The 17316-nt window shown below is 63.8% G+C and carries 11 protein-coding genes; 8 read left to right on the top strand and 3 right to left on the bottom strand.

The window, feature by feature from the left end; translation table 11 throughout:
- The first annotated feature begins 35 nt into the window (after positions 1 to 35).
- The 3 genes from BVG12_RS19240 to BVG12_RS34580 all read left to right on the top strand — a co-directional run bounded on the left by BVG12_RS19240 (position 36) and on the right by BVG12_RS34580 (position 2223).
- Positions 36 to 1088, top strand: coding sequence for an MBL fold metallo-hydrolase (locus BVG12_RS19240; protein WP_075793808.1), 1053 nt, complete (start codon positions 36 to 38; stop codon positions 1086 to 1088).
- Between the two features lie 335 nt (positions 1089 to 1423).
- Positions 1424 to 1837, top strand: coding sequence for a hypothetical protein (locus BVG12_RS19235; protein ID WP_075793807.1), 414 nt, complete (start codon positions 1424 to 1426; stop codon positions 1835 to 1837).
- Between the two features lie 212 nt (positions 1838 to 2049).
- Positions 2050 to 2223, top strand: a complete 174-nt coding sequence (locus BVG12_RS34580) for a hypothetical protein (RefSeq protein WP_169926825.1) — start codon at positions 2050 to 2052, stop codon at positions 2221 to 2223.
- On the opposite strand, the gene BVG12_RS19230 is transcribed toward BVG12_RS34580, so the two are convergent.
- The 3 genes from BVG12_RS19230 to BVG12_RS19220 all read right to left on the bottom strand — a co-directional run bounded on the left by BVG12_RS19230 (position 2220) and on the right by BVG12_RS19220 (position 5682).
- On the bottom strand, positions 2220 to 2831 hold the full coding sequence (locus BVG12_RS19230; protein WP_075793806.1) for a UbiX family flavin prenyltransferase: 612 nt from the start codon (positions 2829 to 2831) through the stop codon (positions 2220 to 2222). The two genes, BVG12_RS34580 and BVG12_RS19230, sit on opposite strands and share 4 nt — an antisense overlap.
- Positions 2824 to 3141, bottom strand: a complete 318-nt coding sequence (gene grxD / locus BVG12_RS19225; protein WP_075793805.1) for a Grx4 family monothiol glutaredoxin — start codon at positions 3139 to 3141, stop codon at positions 2824 to 2826. Before grxD ends, BVG12_RS19230 begins: the two co-directional genes overlap by 8 nt.
- Before the next feature lie 189 nt (positions 3142 to 3330).
- Entirely contained in the window at positions 3331 to 5682 is a 2352-nt protein-coding gene (locus BVG12_RS19220) for a Tex family protein (protein WP_075793804.1), read from the bottom strand.
- Positions 5683 to 6238: 556 nt separating this feature from the next.
- Between BVG12_RS19220 and BVG12_RS19215 the strand changes: the two genes are divergently transcribed.
- The 5 genes from BVG12_RS19215 to BVG12_RS19195 all read left to right on the top strand — a co-directional run bounded on the left by BVG12_RS19215 (position 6239) and on the right by BVG12_RS19195 (position 17244).
- On the top strand, positions 6239 to 9349 hold the full coding sequence (locus tag BVG12_RS19215; protein WP_075793803.1) for a DEAD/DEAH box helicase: 3111 nt from the start codon (positions 6239 to 6241) through the stop codon (positions 9347 to 9349).
- A gap of 169 nt (positions 9350 to 9518) precedes the next feature.
- Complete coding sequence (locus BVG12_RS19210; RefSeq protein WP_075793802.1) at positions 9519 to 10643, top strand: PAS domain-containing sensor histidine kinase; 1125 nt, start codon at positions 9519 to 9521, stop codon at positions 10641 to 10643.
- A 72-nt stretch (positions 10644 to 10715) separates the two neighbouring features.
- Entirely contained in the window at positions 10716 to 11396 is a 681-nt protein-coding gene (locus BVG12_RS19205) for a response regulator transcription factor (protein ID WP_075793801.1), read from the top strand.
- A gap of 106 nt (positions 11397 to 11502) precedes the next feature.
- Positions 11503 to 12201: a transposase gene (locus BVG12_RS19200; RefSeq protein WP_075793800.1), complete on the top strand. Its 699-nt coding sequence runs from the start codon at positions 11503 to 11505 to the stop codon at positions 12199 to 12201.
- Between the two features lie 327 nt (positions 12202 to 12528).
- Positions 12529 to 17244: a glutamate synthase-related protein gene (locus BVG12_RS19195; RefSeq protein ID WP_075793799.1), complete on the top strand. Its 4716-nt coding sequence runs from the start codon at positions 12529 to 12531 to the stop codon at positions 17242 to 17244.
- Positions 17245 to 17316 lie beyond the last annotated feature (72 nt).

Raw genomic sequence — 17316 nt, 5'->3', positions numbered from 1 at the left:
GCGCCCCGCCCCGCATCAACACGAAAGTCGACCGCATGAATCCTTTAGAAGCCCAGCTCAGCTATCCGTTCGGCGATGTCATTCCGCCACCCGGGACGGTGACGGATGTGGCGCCCGGCCTGTCCTGGCTGCGCATGCCGCTGCCGTTCGCCCTCGACCATATCAATCTGTGGCTGCTGGACGACGTTGCGGGAGGACGGCGCGGCTGGTCGCTCGTCGACTGCGGCGCCGGGACGGACGCCACCCGGGCGGCGTGGGAGCGGCTGTTCGTGGATGCGATGGACAACCGGCCGCTGCTGCGCGTGTTCGCCACACATTGCCATCCGGACCACGTCGGCCTGTCCGGCTGGCTGTGCGACCGGTTCCAGGCGCCGTTCTGGACGAGCACCGGCGAATTCGGTTTTGCGCGCATGATGGCCGCCGCGCTGCCGGGCGTCGACGGCCCGTCGGCCATCCCGCATTTCCAGCGCCACGGCCTCGTCGACGCGGACATGCTCGAGCAGATGCAGAGCCGCAAGAATTACTACCCGTCGCTCGTGCCGTCCGTGCCGGCCGCGTACACGCGCCTCCAGGACGGGCAGCGCGTCGTCATCGGTGCGCGGACATGGCGCGTGATCACGGGGTTCGGCCATTCGCCGGAACATGTGTCGTTGTACGACGAACAAGACCGGATCCTGATCTCGGGGGACATGGTGTTGCCCCGCATTTCAACGAACGTTTCCGTGTTCGCCGTCGAGCCGGAAGGCAATCCGCTGCAGCTGTACCTGGATTCGCTGGACAAGTTCGCCGACCTGCCGGACGACACACTCGTCCTGCCCGCGCACGGCAAACCGTTCCGCGGTCTATTCACCCGCATCGCCCAATTGCGCGCGCACCATGAGGCGCGGTTGGAGGAGGTCCGCGCCGTGTGCACGGCCCCGAGGTCGGCAGTTGACATTGTCCCGCTGATGTTCAAGCGACAACTCGACGCCCACCAGCTCAGCTTCGCGATCGGCGAGGCATTGGCCCACCTTCATTATCTTTGGTACAACGGTATCTTGAGCCGTGTAACCGGAGACGATGGTATCGTCCGGTTTGAGTTGACGTAAAACAACATATTTGGCGAAATGGTTGTCGCAAAAATTGCGACAACCTAGCCGCATTTCGCCTGATTTTGTTGACTATTGGCATCATTTTGCATGCCAAGGGGAACACTTGTTCCGTTTCCATAGGAGAATTTGAACGAGCAAACGTTTTCCTTTTCCTGTAGGATATTTTTCACACATCGCTCACGCAACGCTGAAAAGCCCGGGAATTGCTGGACAGCACTGTGAGAATTGGTCAATACTCACTTATTTGTTACCTACAGCCTCTCCTGCCGTCACAGACGGTCTGGTCAACGGAGCGACCTATGACGGCCTTGCATGAACCTTTAGTGCCACCCATGAATTCGACTAACGAACGGGAGAGCTTCAGCGAGCGGCTGCAGCAAGCCCTGAAAAACGCCCATTATTCGCCGGACAGCCCCACGCGGCTGGCGCGGGAATTTAACATTCGCTTCGAAGGCCGTCCGATCACGGTCCACGCGGCGCGTAAATGGCTGGTTGGAGAGGCGATCCCGACCCAGGAAAAACTGCGCATGATCGCCCAGTGGCTGGGCGTGCCGGCCGACTGGCTGCGTTTCGGCGGTTCGGAAAACGCCGCCGCCAATGGCGACAGCGCCGATGGCAGCACCCGCTTCGAATCGGCCGACGTCAAGCTGATCGCCGACCTGCAGCGCCTGGACGAGCACCACAAGCAGCTGGCACGCGAATTCATCCGCATGCTGGTGCGCATGAATCACCAGCAGCAGAAGTAATTCTTGCTGCGTCATCGACTTCCGCCGGCCCGCAATCGCGGGCCGGCGTGCATGTGCCTTCCGTACTGCAATTTTTTTTCTGCGACAATCCGCACAAAGGGCCGAGTCTCGCGCATAATCGGTAACGCTAACGGAACGTCGAAAACGGTCGAGTTCGCGTTCCTGACTGGCGCTCCGCCAGTGTTATCGGTCAATAAGGATGCAGTCGCCTCATGATTAATAACTACAGCCACACCGCGCAGTTGAAGGACCTCATGACCGCGCCGCCCATGACGGCGGCCCAACACGCAGAAATCATGCGCAAACGTAACGAGCAGCGCAGAAAAATCGAAGACGCAAGAGAACAAAGACAGGCCGAACGCGACCCGTACGGCGAACGCGCCTAGATGGCGCCGTCGTCTTTCGGGACGTCGTTCCGCATGCCGCCCCACCGTGGGGCCAGGTCATTCGTCACGCCCAGCAGGTCCATGACACGCGCGACCGTGTGGTCGACCATCTCGTCGATGGTGGCGGGACGGTTGTAAAAGCTCGGCAGCGGCGGGAAGACGATGCCGCCCATTTCCGTGACCGCAGTCATGTTGCGCAGGTGCGCCAGGTTGAATGGCGTTTCGCGCACCATCAGGATCAGGCGGCGGCGTTCTTTCAACACGACGTCGGCGGCGCGCGTGATCAGGTTGTCCGACAAACCATGCGCGACGGCGGCCAGTGACTTCATCGAACAGGGTGCGATCACCATGCCGTCGGTCTGGAACGAGCCGCTGGCGATCGAGGCGCCGATTTCCCGGTTGCGATGGACCATGTGGGCGAACGCTTCCACGTCGCGCCGTTGCAGACCGACTTCCTGGTGCAGGGTGAGGGAGGCGGCGTCGGAAATGACGAGATGCGTCTCGACGCCGGGTGTGGCGGACAGCCGTTGCAATAGCCGCACGCCGTAGATCGCGCCGGTCGCGCCGGTGATGGCGACGATGATCCGGCGCGGGCCGGGATCAGCCATTCTTCTTGAGCAGGGCTTGCAGTTCGCCGGACTCGTACATTTCCGTCATGATGTCGGAACCGCCGATGAATTCGCCGTTCACGTACAGCTGCGGAATGGTCGGCCAGTTCGAGTATTCCTTGATGCCCTGGCGGACGTCCGCGTCTTCCAGGACGTTCACGGTGGCGATGTTATCGACGCCGCAAGCCTTCAGGATTTGGATCGCGCGGCCGGAAAAACCGCATTGCGGGAACTGGGCCGTGCCCTTCATGAACAGCACGACAGGCGTGTTGGTCACGGTCTCTTTGATCCAGGATTGTACGTCGCTCATTTGCTTCTGCCTTTGGTGAGAATTGGAGTAGATGACGGCATTTTATAAGAAAACGGGAACGCCGGTATAAGGTGTTCCCCCTGCCCCCGTAGGTGGGCATTTGAGAGCGGGGGCCTCAAACGGAACGTGCCCACGCGACGGTTGCCTGACGCCGGTACCCGCCTGGGCGGAGGCCGCCCACCCCACGGATTAGCGCTTGAGCTTGGCGAATGCTGCGGCCATCGCGCCACTCGCCGGCGCGGCCGGCCGCTCCTGGCGCTGATGCTGGCCGAGTCGCTTGCGGTCGTCGCGATCCGCGCGCTGGTTCGGCTGCGCCCCCGCCTGCGGCGCGCTGTCCGACAGGCGCATGGTGAGCGCGATGCGCTTGCGCTTGACGTCCACTTCCAGCACTTTCACTTTCACGACCTGGCCGGCTTTCACGACCGTGTGCGGGTCCTTCACGAACGTGTTCGACAGCGCCGAGATGTGCACGAGGCCATCCTGGTGCACGCCGATGTCGACGAATGCGCCGAACGCCGCCACGTTGGTGACGACGCCTTCCAGGATCATGTCCGGGCGCAGGTCCGAGATTTCTTCGACGCCTTCCTTGAACGTGGCCGTCGTGAATTCCGGACGCGGGTCGCGGCCTGGCTTTTCCAGCTCTTTCAAGATGTCGGTCACGGTCGGCACGCCGAACTTGTCGTCCGCGTACTTGGCCGGATTCAGGCGTTTTACCAGCGCGCTGTCGCCGATCACCGACTTGATGTCTTTTTGGATGTCGGCCAGGATTTTTTCGACGACCGGATACGATTCCGGGTGCACGGCCGACGCGTCCAGAGGATTCTCTCCGTTCACGATGCGGAGAAAACCCGCCGCCAGTTCGAACGTTTTATCGCCCAGGCGCGGCACCTTCTTCAGCGCCGCGCGCGACGCGAATGCGCCTTGCTGGTCGCGGTAGTTGACGATGCTTTGCGCGACGCTGGACGACAGGCCCGACACGCGTGCCAGCAGTGGCGCCGACGCCGTGTTCACGTCCACGCCGACCGCGTTCACGCAATCCTCGACGACGGCGTCGAGCTGGCGCGCGAGCTGCGTCTGCGACACGTCGTGCTGGTACTGGCCCACGCCGATACTCTTCGGATCGATCTTCACGAGTTCCGCGAGCGGGTCCTGCAGGCGGCGCGCGATGGATACCGCGCCGCGCAGCGACACGTCCAGTTCCGGCAGTTCGCGCGACGCGAATTCCGACGCCGAGTACACCGACGCACCGGCTTCCGACACGACGATCTTCGTGAGCTTCAGCTCAGGATGCTGCTTGATCAGGTCCTGCGCGAGTTTATCGGTCTCGCGCGACGCGGTGCCGTTGCCGATCGAGATCAAGGAGACGTTGTGTTTCGCGGCGAGCTTCGCCAGCGTGTGCAGCGAACCGTCCCAGTCGTTGCGGGGCGCGTGCGGGTAAATGGTCGACGTGTCGACCACTTTGCCGGTGGCGTCGACGACGGCCACTTTCACGCCCGTGCGCAGGCCCGGATCGAGACCCATCGTCGCGCGCGGACCCGCGGGCGCGGCGAGCAGCAGATCTTTCAGATTGCGTGCAAACACGTGGATCGCATCGCCCTCGGCCTTTTCGCGCAAGGCGCTCATCAGCTCCGTCTCGATGTACATGAAGCTTTTTACGCGCCACGTCCAGCGCGCCGTGTCGAGCAGCCATTTGTCGGCCGGGCGGCCCGCGCCCTTGATGCCGAAGCGTGCGGCGATGCGGCTTTCGCATGGGTTGTGCGGCGCGTCCCACTTCGGCTTTTCCGGCTCGGAATCGAGGCGCAGCGTGACGTCCAGCACGCCCTCGCGGCGGCCGCGCATCAGCGCCAGCGCGCGGTGCGACGGGATGGTGGCGAGCGTCTCCGAATAATCGAAGTAGTCGGCGAATTTTTCGCCTTCTTCCTGCTTGCCGTCGACGACCTTCGATTCGACGACGCCGTGCTCCTGCACGTATTCGCGCAGCGATTGCAGCAGTTCCGCGTCTTCCGCGAAGCGCTCCATCAGGATCTGGCGCGCGCCGTCCAGCGCGGCCTTCGTGTCGGCCACGCCGGGGTTCGCGACGCCGTCCGCGTTCGTGAACGCGTCGCGCAGATATTTCGCGGCCTCGCTTTCCGGGTCGCGCGACGGATCGTCGAGCAGGTCGTCGGCCAGCGGCTTCAGGCCGGCCTCGATCGCGATCTGCGCCTTGGTGCGGCGTTTCTGCTTGTACGGCAGGTACAGGTCTTCCAGGCGCGTCTTGTCCTCCGCGAGCGAGATCGCTTCGAGCAGCTCCGGCGTCATCTTGTTCTGCTCCGTGATGGAGGAAATGATGGCGGCGCGGCGGTCTTCCAGTTCGCGCAGGTAGCGCAGGCGCTCTTCCAGCAGGCGCAGTTGCGTGTCGTCGAGGCCACCCGTGGCTTCCTTGCGGTAGCGGGCGATGAAGGGGACGGTGGCGCCTTCGTCGAGCAGGGCGACGGCGGCGGCCACTTGCACCGGTTTGGCGGACAGTTCTTGGGCGAGGCGTTGTTCGATCGAAGGCAGCATGATTGCAATGGGTCGGTGAATCGAACGGGCAATGATACGCAATCGCGGGCGATGCGCCAGTCTTGACAGCGTGACCCAACTCATGCCCGCCCGACGCCAAGGTGCAGGACGATTCAAGCCGCACCGATCGAAAACGATCGTTGCAAATTTGTCGGTACCGCGTCGGCAGGGCGATAGGCACCGGCGCCGGGATGTCGTAACATGTCGGGTTCGATAACTCATCGGCCTGGTCATCGCCGAGTTCCCGGAGTTCATTGCGGCAGATCATGTGTGCGCTGGGTAGCTTGTCCCCATACTGGAAGACCGGAGACCGGCAGTGAGTGCGTCGGACGAGCGCATCGTGTCTTGACGGGGAAGGCGGAAAACCCAATTTCTCCAGAGAATTGAGCAAAAAAATGCGTGATGGGGGCTGGCAAAGCGGGGCGGCAGAGTGTAACTTCTACTCTTTTCGGCTCGTAAGTTTTGCCCGCTACGTGCGATTCCGAACAAAACTGTACGGGTCGCGTAATGGATAATAGGCATTGTTGTTTTTTCAAATTACAGACTCGTGAGACCCATGCACACAGTTGATTTTCATCGCGACGACACCAGCGACGCACCGCCGGCTCGAGCACCCGCACGCGCTCCAGCCCTGCCCGCACCGGTGTTGAGCTGGCTGCAAAGGGTCGAGGCGGCAGCACATCCCCAGCCGAAGCTGACCGCGGAAGTCACTGACCCCAAGGCCGTCCAGTACAAATTCGTTTATGTCATGGCCCCGACCAGCGGCGGCCGCCACGTCGCGATCTGCCTGTGCAAGGCGCGCCTGCGCCCGAATGGCGACGTGGCCGCGGCCAGCCCGGTGAGCGAGGTGTTTTCGCTGCTGTCGGCGCCGCCCGCCTACCTCGAAGGCGACGACGAGGACCTGGTGCGCTTCTTCATCGCCATGCGCAGCGGCTCCAACCAGAGCACGAGCGCGACCGAGCCCAAGGGCAAGGTCGGCGCCATCCTGCTGCAGCAGTTGCTCGACCAAGGGAAGCTGCTGTGGGCGAACTCGTGGTCCGACATGACCAACGGTTTGCTGTATCCGCTGCAGGCCGGCCCGGTGCGCAAGGCCAATCTCACGTGGCGCGACGAAGGCCGCGCGGCCAAGCTGGGGTGGTCGGTGGAACCGCCGAAGGGCGCGACGCATGCCGGCGCCGACCTCGTCGACTACATGCTCCCGACCGATCCGCCGTGGTATATCGACAACCTGTCGTGCGGTCCGCTGGAGCTGAACCGCGGCGGCATCGACATCTCGCTGGCCGAACTGCAGGCGCTCGTGTCGCAGGCGCCGCCGCTGGCCGGCAACGATAAAAAACGCGTGTCGCAACTGTTGCTGGCGCATGGCCTGCAACAGCTGATGCCGCTGCCACAGCCGCTCACGCAGCGCATCCGCACGGACGTGAAACCGCAGCCGCACCTGCTGCTCGACGCGATCCCGCAAGCCGAAGGCAATGGCCAGCGCTGGCAGGATTTCGCCGTGCTGTCGTTCGACTACGACGGCCAGCGCATCTCGTTCGACCCGGCCCAGCGCGTCGTGCGCCAGATCGGCGACGTCACCGAGATCATCCAGCGCGACGAAGCATTGGAAGCGGCCGCGCTGGACGCGCTGAACAAGCTGGGGTTCCGCAAGCCGGCCACGGCGCCGCTGTCGGCGCTGTCCGGCGCGCTGCTGCTGGACAGCCAGGCGCATTGGCTGCGCTTTGCCGAGAACGATCTCGACGCGCTGTCCGACCTCGGCTGGCACGTGCAGAAGTCGCCGAAATACCGCTACGACGTCGTGCCGGTCGAGGACTGGTATGCCGACATCGACGAGCCGCCCGAGGCCGGCAACGCCTGGTTCGAGCTGGAACTGGGCATCGTCGTCAACCGCAAGCGCGTGCCGCTGCTGCCCGTGCTGGTGCAACTCATTCGCACGGCGCCGCTCGACTTCAATCCGGACGTGCTGGCCGCGCACGCCGAAGCCGACCAGATGCTGGCCACGCTGCCGGACGGCTTGCGCGTGGCGCTGCCGTGGGGCCGCGTCAAGCCGATCCTGTCGACGCTGGGCGAGCTGTATTTCAACGACAAGATCAAGAATAAGGTCCGGCTGTCGACCTTGGACGCGGCACGCCTGGAAGAACTCGCGAAAGGCACCGAACTGACCTGGACGGGCGGCGAACGCCTGCGCGAAACGGGCCGCAAGCTGAGCCAGTTCGGCAAAGTCAAAAAGGTCGACGCGCCGAAGGGCCTGCAAGCCACCCTGCGCGATTACCAGCTCGACGGTCTTGCGTGGATGCAGTTCCTGCGCGAATACGACCTGGGCGGTATCCTCGCCGACGACATGGGTCTCGGCAAGACCGTGCAGACGATCGCCCACATCCTGACGGAAAAGGAAGCGGGCCGCCTGACGAATCCGGCACTCGTCATCGCGCCGACGAGCCTCATGATGAACTGGATGGAGGAAGCTGCGCGCTTCGCCCCGGACCTGAAAGTGCTTCTGCTGCAAGGCAAGGAACGCGTGGATTTGTTCGACCAGATCGACGGTGCCGACATCGTGCTGACGACGTACGCGCTGCTGCCGCGCGACGAAGAAAAGCTGCGCGAGCATCAGTATCACCTCGTGATCCTGGACGAATCGCACTACATCAAGAACACGCGCTCGAAGGCGGCGCAGACGGCCGGTTCGCTGAACGCGCGCCATCGCCTGTGCCTGTCCGGCACGCCGCTGGAAAACCACCTGGGCGAATTGTGGTCGCAGTTCCACTTCCTGCTGCCGGGCCTGCTCGGCGACGAGAAGACGTTCAACACGCAGTTCCGCCATCCGATCGAACGCCAGGACGACCCGGTGCGCCGCATGCTGCTGAACCGCCGCATCAAGCCGTTCCTGCTGCGCCGGACCAAGGACCACGTGGCGAAGGAACTCCCGGAAAAAACCGAGATGATCCGCCGCATCGAGATCAGCGGCCCGCAGCGCGACCTGTACGAGACCGTGCGCCTGGCGATGGACAAGAAGGTGCGCGAGGAGATCGACCGCAAGGGCGTGGCGCGCAGCCAGATCGTCATCCTGGAAGCGCTGTTGAAACTGCGCCAGGTCTGCTGCGACCCGCGCCTGGTGAAATCCATGCCGGCCAAGAAGAACACGGCGGCCGTGTCGGCCAAGCTGATGGACTTGATGCAGATGGTCGACGACCTGCTGGGAGAGGGCCGCAAGATCCTCGTGTTCTCGCAGTTCACGAGCATGCTGGCCCTCATCGAGGAAGAACTCGACGCGCGCAAGATCCCGTACGCCATCCTGACGGGCGAAACGCGCGACCGTTCCGCACAGGTCGCCGCATTCCAGCAGGGCGCCGTGCCGATCTTCCTGATCAGCCTCAAGGCCGGCGGCGTGGGCCTGAACCTGACGGCGGCCGACACGGTCATCCACTACGACCCGTGGTGGAACCCGGCGGCCGAAAACCAGGCGACCGACCGCGCCTGGCGCATCGGGCAGGACAAGCCGGTGTTCGTGTATAAACTGATCGCCAAGGGCACGCTGGAAGAAAAGATCCAGCTGCTGCAGCAAAAGAAATCGGAGTTGGCTGCTTCGATTCTGGCCGAAGGCGAGTCGCAAAAGATGGCGCTCACGCAGGAAGACTTGCAGGCGATCTTCGCGCCGCTGGACGAGTAACTGCCGCAGCCAAGCGCGCACGAGGGCAAGCCGTCCGGCTTGCCCTTTTTATTTGCACATGCATATATCGCATATGCGTGATTAGTGCAACGTCTGCCTCCTGGTTGTCTATGCAAACCGTTGGTTCGGACACTATACTTATCTGCTGCATAACTCCTGGAAAGTTTTTATGACGGACATCGCCACGGCGGACGCCTTTCGCACGATTGCCGAACTGGGCGGCGACCTGGCCTTCATCCTCGATTGCGCCACCAGACAGCCGGCGTACATCAGCGCCGGCGTCGACGAGATGCTCGGTTATTCCAGCGCCGACATCTGCGCGCAACTCGCGCATGGCGGCGATGGTCCGCTGGCGGCGTTGTGCGCCGGCTTGCCCGAGCGTTTGCGGCGCTTCGCCGCCGGCGACGGGTCGCGCCTGCGCGTGATGCGCGAGTTCGACCTGCGCCGGCCGGACGGGAGCGAAGTCGCCCTCGAGGTGATCTCGACCCTGGCGCTGGACGACGACGGCCAGCCGCGCGCGTTGCTGGGCCTCGTGCGCGACGTGTCCGCGCGGCGCGAGCGGGAACGCGAGCGCAAGCGTTTTGCGAGCATGCTGAACCACGAATTCCGCACGCCGCTGTCGACGATCGACGGCGCGATCCAGCGGCTGGAGTCGCTGGGCACGAAGGCTGACGAGGCGACGCGCCAGCGCTACCGCAAGATCGCGGCGGCGACGGATCGCCTGATCGCGATGGTGGACGATTACCTGTCGCCCGAGCGCATGGCCGCGCTCGGCAGCCAGCGCCGCGAGAACACGGTGGGGCCACGCCTGTTGCTGGAAGAACTGGTGGCGCAGGCGCGCGTGGCAGGGCGTCCCGTGACCTTGGTGGCGGGCGAGTTGCCGGCGGCGTTGCGCGGCGAGCCGTCCGGGCTGCGTCTTGCGCTCAAGGTGTTATTGGACAATGCCTTGCGCTATACGCCGGCTGGAACAAAGCTGCACGTGACGGGACAGCGGGTCGACGGCGGCATCGAACTGGCGCTGCGCGACGAGGGGGCGGGCGTGCCGGCTGGCGATATCGACCGCATCTTCGACAAAGGCTATCGCGGCACGAATGCGGAGGGCATCGCGGGCAGCGGTCTCGGGCTGTACATGGCGCGCTCCGTGGTCGAAGTGCATGGCGGCAGTTTGACATATGCATGCTCTCCAGAGGGCGGGTCAGAGTTCAAGCTATGGCTGCCGGTACAGGAAAGCGGGGCAAAAGCCCTTGCTTCCGGATTGACCAGCAGTGATAATCGGAACGGCGACCGGGGTTAGCCGCCCGACAACGGAAGGCAAGAAGATCTGCCCGAGGCCGGGGAAAATGAAACAAGGAACATGGCAAAACCCATGACGCAAATACTGATTGTTGAAGACAATGGCGAATACGCAGGCGATATGGCCGATTTCCTCAAGGAACTCGGGCATGAGGTCACGATCGCGACCACCGCCAGCGACATGTGGGCCGCGTTGACGCGCACGCCGGCGGCCGTGGTCGTGCTCGACCTGGGCCTGCCCGACGAAGACGGATTCAATGTGATTCCACGAATGCGCCAGCTGTATCCCGAGATCGGGCTGCTGGTGCTGACGGGCCGCGTGGCCTTCGACAACCGCATCCTCGGCCTGCGCCTCGGCGCCGACCACTATCTCACCAAGCCGATCAAGTTCCCGGAACTGGCCGCCCACATCGAGGCACTGGACCGCCGCGTGCGTCCGGCCGAGCCGGCTCCCACGCCGAGCAAGTGGACCTTGCGCGTGTCCGCCCGCCAGCTGGAGCTGATGGGCAAGGTGATCGACCTGACGGAAAAAGAGTGCAATTTCCTGCACCTGTTGACGATCAACACCCGGCCGGTCCCGCGCCAGGTGATCGTGGCCGGCATGGGCGGCGACGATCCGGACGCCAGCCGCCGCGTCGACATGCTCGTCTACCGCCTGCGCAAGAAGGCGCGGACGGGCCTCGGCCAGGACCTGCCGCTGCGCAGTGCCTATGGCGAAGGTTATAGCCTGTCGGCCGGGTTCACGCTGGCCTGATTAATCGGGGACAGAGTGGTGCACTATATTGGTGCGATCAAAATTAATCGGGGACAGAGCGAGGCGGTTGCGTTAGAATCGCCTTTTCGACGCTTTCCACGACACGATGGCCCGCCAACCCCGCCTCGTCCTGCCCAACGAGCCGCACCACATCATCCAGCGCGGTAACGACAACCAGGTCATCTTCCGCGACGACGACGACCACCGCCGCTTCCTGGAATGCCTGCGCGAGAGCGCGAAGTTCTACCGCGTGGCCATCCACGCCTACGTCCTGATGCCGAACCACCTGCACCTGCTGGCGACGCCGTCCGACGAGGAGGGGCTGGCGGCGATGATGCAGAAAGTAGGGCGTCTGTATGTCCCTTGGTTCAACAACAAGCATGGCCGCTCGGGCACGCTGTTTCAGGGACGCTTCCGCACGTCCGTGATCGATCCGGACGCGTATTTCCTCGCCTGCATCCGCTACATCGAACTGAACCCGCTGCGCAGCCAGCTCGCGTTCGACCCGCTCGATTATCCCTGGTCGAGCTATGCGCATCACGCCGGCGTGCGGCCGGATCCGCTCATCACCGACCACGCCAAGTACTGGGAACTCGGCAACACGCCGTTCCAGCGCGAAGCCGCGTTCATCGAGCTGGCGCAGCAGGGGATGGCGGGGCAGGAGCTGGATACGATCAATGCCGCGGTGCTCAAGGGGGCGCCGCTGGGGTCGCATGAATTCAAGCTCGAGCTGGAGCGCAAGACCAAGCGGCAGATCCTGCCGGCCAAGCGGGGGAGGCCGTTCAAGGTCAAGGCCGCGGAATAGATTTGTGCGCAGCGTCATTGCAACAAAAGAATGATAGGAGGCTTCGGCCTCCTTTTTTATTGCAACGTCATTCCCGCGCAAGCGGGAATCCAGACGTCGCTTGCTGGCCAGCTCAGCATGGGTTCCGGCTTTCGCGGGACCGACGGTTTTGGCCTAACTCATTGATTTCATGGATAAGCCGGTCTTGCCTTGTCTCTGTCCCTATTTAATTTGTGACGCGAAAACTCGGAATTTAATCCGACTCCGACCCTAATTATTGTTATTGATGTTTACCGAAGTCTGCTCTATCCTCGGCCTTCAATATCTTCAAAATGCTGCGGAGCCCCCATGATTGCCCAAGGTTTGTACGATCCCGCCAATGAACACGACGCCTGTGGCGTCGGTTTCGTCGCCCATATCAAGGGCAACAAGAGCCACTCCATTGTTGAACAGGGTCTGTTGATCCTGAAGAACCTGGACCACCGGGGCGCCGTCGGCGCCGATGCCCTGATGGGCGACGGCGCGGGTATCCTGATTCAGATCCCCGACCAGTTCTACCGCGACGAGATGGCCAAGCAGGGCGTCGAACTGCCGCCGCCGGGCGAATATGGCGTCGGCATGATCTTCCTGCCGAAGGAACACGCGTCGCGCATCGCCTGCGAACAGGAAATCGAGCGCGCCGTGCGCGCCGAAGGCCAGGTCGTGCTGGGCTGGCGCAACGTGCCGGTGGACGATGCGATGCCGATGTCCCCGACCGTCCGCGCGAAAGAGCCGGTCATCCGCCAGATCTTCATCGGCCGCGGTCCGGACGTGATGGTTACCGACGCGCTCGAGCGCAAGCTGTACGTCATCCGCAAGTCGTCGGGCCACGCGATCCAGGCCCTGAAACTCATCCACGGCAAGGAATTCTTCGTGCCGTCGATGTCCGCGCGCACCGTCGTCTATAAAGGCCTGCTGCTGGCGGACCAGGTGGGCGTGTACTACAAGGACCTGCAGGATCCGCGCTGCGTCTCGGCCCTGGCCATGGTGCACCAGCGTTTCTCGACGAACACCTTCCCGGAGTGGCCGCTGGCCCACCCGTACCGCCTGCTCGCGCACAACGGCGAGATCAACACCGTCAAGGGCAACTTCAACTGGACCCGCGCCCGCGAAGGCGTCATGAAGTCGGCCGTGCTGGGCGACGACCTGCAGAAACTGTTCCCGCTGATCTATGAAGGCCAGTCGGACACCGCCTGCTTCGACAACGCGCTCGAACTGCTGGTCATGGCCGGCTACCCGATCGCCCAGGCGATGATGATGATGATCCCGGAAGCCTGGGAAAACCACGCGACGATGGACGAGAACCGCCGCGCGTTCTACGAATACCATGCCGCGATGATGGAACCGTGGGACGGCCCGGCCGCCATGGCCTTCACCGACGGCCGCCACATCGGCGGTACGCTGGACCGCAACGGCCTGCGTCCGGCCCGCTACATCGTCACCGACGACGACCTGGTCGTGATGGCGTCGGAATCGGGCACGCTGCCGATCCCGGAATCGCGCATCGTCAAGAAATGGCGTCTGCAGCCGGGCAAGATGTTCCTCATCGACCTGGAAGCCGGCCGCATCATCGACGACAAGGAACTCAAGGACACCTACTCGAACGCCAAGCCCTATAAGGCATGGATCAAGTCGGTGCGCATCAAGCTCAACGAAATCAAGCTGTCGGAAAGCCAGCTGTCGCAGAACCGCGCGAAAGACGCGCAAGGCGAGAAGGCTGCCATTTCCCTGCTGGACCGCCAGCAGGCATTCGGCTACACCCAGGAAGACCTGAAATTCCTGATGGCCCCGATGGCCGTGCTGGGCGAGGAAGCCACCGGCTCGATGGGTAACGACTCGCCGCTGGCGGTCATGTCGAACAAGCTCAAGCCGCTGTATTCGTACTTCAAGCAGCTGTTCGCCCAGGTCACGAACCCGCCGATCGACCCGATCCGCGAAGCGATGGTGATGTCGCTCGTGTCGTTCATCGGTCCGAAGCCGAACCTGCTGGACACGAACAACGTCAACCCGCCGATGCGCCTCGAAGTGTCGCAGCCGGTCATCGGCTTCGACGACATGGCCCGCCTGCGCAACATCAGCCTGCACACCGGCGGCAAGTTCAAGTCGTATGAACTGAACATCTGCTACCCGGTCAGCTGGGGCAAGGAAGGCATCGAAGCGTCGCTGGCCTCGCTGTGCGCGGAAGCCGTCGACGCCGTGAAATCGGGCCACAACATCCTGATCGTCTCGGACCGCAACCTCAACGCCGACCAGGTCGCGATTCCCGCGCTGCTGGCGACCTCCGCGATCCACCAACACCTCGTCCAGCGCGGCCTGCGCGCCTCGACGGGTCTCGTCGTGGAAACCGGTTCGTGCCGCGAGACGCACCACTTCGCGCTGCTGGCCGGCTACGGCGCGGAAGCCGTGCACCCGTACCTGGCGCTGGAAACGCTGGTCGACCTGGCGCACACGCTGCCGCACGAGATGGCTGCCGACAAAGCCATCTACAACTACACCAAGGCGGTCGGCAAGGGCCTCATGAAGGTGATGTCGAAGATGGGCATCTCGACCTACATGTCGTACTGCGGCGCCCAGATCTTCGAAGCCATCGGCTTGAACAAGTCGCTGGTCGACAAGTACTTCCGCGGCACGTCGTCGACGGTGGAAGGCATCGGCCTGTTCGAAGTGGCCGAGGAAGCCCTGCGCCTGCACGCGCTGGCCTTCGGCAAGGATCCGATCCTGGCCCACTCGCTGGACGTCGGCGGCGAATACGCCTACCGCGTGCGCGGCGAAGACCACCTGTGGACGCCGGACGCCATCGCCAAGCTGCAGCACTCGACCCGTGCCAACAACTACAGCACGTACAAAGAGTACGCGCAGATCATCAACGACCAGAGCAAGCGTCACCTCACGCTGCGCGGCCTGTTCGAATTCAAGATCGATCCGACCAAGGCGATCCCGCTGGACGAAGTCGAGCCGGCCAAGGAAATCGTCAAGCGCTTCGCCACCGGCGCCATGTCGCTGGGCTCGATCTCGACCGAAGCGCACGCCACGCTGGCCATCGCCATGAACCGCATCGGCGGCAAGTCGAACACGGGCGAAGGCGGTGAAGACCCGGCACGCTACATGGGCGAGTTCAAGGGCATCAAGATCGCCAAGGGCGAGAGCCTGGCCTCGATCCTGGGCAAGGACCGCGTCGTCGCCGACATCCCGCTGATGGAAGGCGATTCGCTGCGCTCGAAGATCAAGCAGGTGGCATCGGGCCGCTTCGGTGTGACCGCCGAATACCTGGCCTCCGCCGACCAGATCCAGATCAAGATGGCGCAGGGCGCCAAGCCGGGCGAAGGCGGCCAGCTGCCGGGCCACAAAGTGTCCGAGTACATCGCGTCGCTGCGCTTCTCGGTGCCGGGCGTGGGTCTGATCTCGCCGCCGCCGCACCACGACATCTACTCGATCGAAGACCTGGCGCAGCTGATCCACGACCTGAAGAACGCCAACCCGCATGCATCGATCTCCGTGAAGCTGGTGTCGGAAGTCGGTATCGGTACCGTGGCCGCCGGTGTGTCGAAGGCCAAGGCCGACCACGTCGTCGTCGCCGGCCATGACGGTGGTACGGGTGCGTCGCCGCTGTCGTCCGTCAAGCACGCCGGCACGCCGTGGGAACTGGGCCTCGCCGAGACCCAGCAGACCCTCGTGCTGAACGGCCTGCGCAGCCGTATCCGCGTCCAGGCCGACGGCCAGATGCGTACCGGCCGCGACGTCGTCATCGCCGCCCTGCTGGGCGCGGACGAAATCGGCTTCGCGACGGCACCGCTGGTCGTCGAAGGCTGCATCATGATGCGTAAGTGCCACCTGAACACCTGCCCGGTGGGCGTGGCCACCCAGGATCCGGAACTGCGCGCCAAGTTCTCGGGCAAGCCGGAACACGTCGTGAACTACTTCTTCTTCGTCGCCGAAGAAGCGCGCCAGATCATGGCCCAGCTGGGCATCCGCACGTTCGACGAGCTGATCGGCCGTTCGGACCTGCTGGACAAGTCGAAGGCCGTCGGCCATTGGAAGGCGCAAGGCCTGGACTTTTCCAACATCTTCTTCCAGCCGAAGGTCGACGACAAGCGCCAGCTGCTGCACTCGGAAGAGCAGGACCACGGCCTGGACAAGGCCCTGGACCACAAGCTGATCGCGCAAGCCAAGGCCGCGCTGGAGAAGGGCGAGCGCGTCTCGTTCATCTCGCCGGTGAAGAACGTCAACCGTACCGTCGGCACGATGCTGTCGGGCGAAGTCGCCAAGCGCTACGGCCATGCCGGCCTGCCGGACGACACGATCCACATCCAGCTGCAGGGCACCGCGGGCCAGTCGGCCGGCGCGTTCCTGGCACACGGCATCACGCTGGACCTGGTCGGCGAGGGCAACGACTACGTGGGCAAAGGCCTGTCGGGCGGCCGCATCATCGTGCGTCCGAACACGGAGTTCCGCGGCTGGGCCGTCGACAACATCATCGTCGGCAACACGGTGCTGTACGGCGCGATCGCCGGTGAAGCGTTCCTGAACGGCGTGGCCGGCGAGCGTTTCGCGGTGCGTAACTCGGGTGCGACCGCGATCGTCGAAGGCGTGGGCGACCACGGCTGCGAATACATGACCGGCGGTACCGTCGTCGTGCTGGGCGACACCGGCCGCAACTTCGCGGCGGGCATGTCGGGCGGCGTGGCGTACGTCTACGATCCGAAGGGCGAGTTCGAGCAGAAGTGCAATACCGCGATGGTGGCGCTGGAGCGCGTGCTGTCGACCAAGGAGCAGAGCGACAAGTCGAGCTGGCACGCACAGACCCGCAACGGCGAGCGCGAGTCGGACGAAGCGATCCTGAAGCGCCTGATCGAGCGTCACTTCAAGCACACCGGTTCGACCCGTGCGCGCAACCTGCTGGACGACTGGGCCAACAGCCGCAGCAAGTTCGTCAAGGTCTTCCCGACCGAGTACAAGCGCGCGCTGGAAGAGATGCACAACAGCAGCATGGAAGAAGCCAACGACAAGATCGAACTGGCTGCCTGATGCTACGGGCCGCGTGACGGCACACTCAGTATGGACCCCCGCCGTCGCGGGGGCGACGTTACGGCGTCATTC

Origin of the sequence: Massilia putida (assembly GCF_001941825.1) — a bacterium.
Taxonomy (GTDB): domain Bacteria; phylum Pseudomonadota; class Gammaproteobacteria; order Burkholderiales; family Burkholderiaceae_D; genus Telluria; species Telluria putida.
The sequence above is the reverse complement of the archived record's forward strand: the minus strand, read 5'-3'. Positions and strand labels throughout refer to the sequence as shown.

Coding starts and splice junctions, on each gene's coding strand:
- BVG12_RS19240 (WP_075793808.1), top strand. CDS start 36: ATGAATCCTTTAGAAGCCCAGCTCAGCTATCCGTTCGGCGATGTCATT.
- BVG12_RS19235 (WP_075793807.1), top strand. CDS start 1,424: ATGAATTCGACTAACGAACGGGAGAGCTTCAGCGAGCGGCTGCAGCAA.
- BVG12_RS34580 (WP_169926825.1), top strand. CDS start 2,050: ATGATTAATAACTACAGCCACACCGCGCAGTTGAAGGACCTCATGACC.
- BVG12_RS19230 (WP_075793806.1), bottom strand. CDS start 2,831: ATGGCTGATCCCGGCCCGCGCCGGATCATCGTCGCCATCACCGGCGCG.
- grxD (WP_075793805.1), bottom strand. CDS start 3,141: ATGAGCGACGTACAATCCTGGATCAAAGAGACCGTGACCAACACGCCT.
- BVG12_RS19220 (WP_075793804.1), bottom strand. CDS start 5,682: ATGCTGCCTTCGATCGAACAACGCCTCGCCCAAGAACTGTCCGCCAAA.
- BVG12_RS19215 (WP_075793803.1), top strand. CDS start 6,239: ATGCACACAGTTGATTTTCATCGCGACGACACCAGCGACGCACCGCCG.
- BVG12_RS19210 (WP_075793802.1), top strand. CDS start 9,519: ATGACGGACATCGCCACGGCGGACGCCTTTCGCACGATTGCCGAACTG.
- BVG12_RS19205 (WP_075793801.1), top strand. CDS start 10,716: ATGACGCAAATACTGATTGTTGAAGACAATGGCGAATACGCAGGCGAT.
- BVG12_RS19200 (WP_075793800.1), top strand. CDS start 11,503: ATGGCCCGCCAACCCCGCCTCGTCCTGCCCAACGAGCCGCACCACATC.
- BVG12_RS19195 (WP_075793799.1), top strand. CDS start 12,529: ATGATTGCCCAAGGTTTGTACGATCCCGCCAATGAACACGACGCCTGT.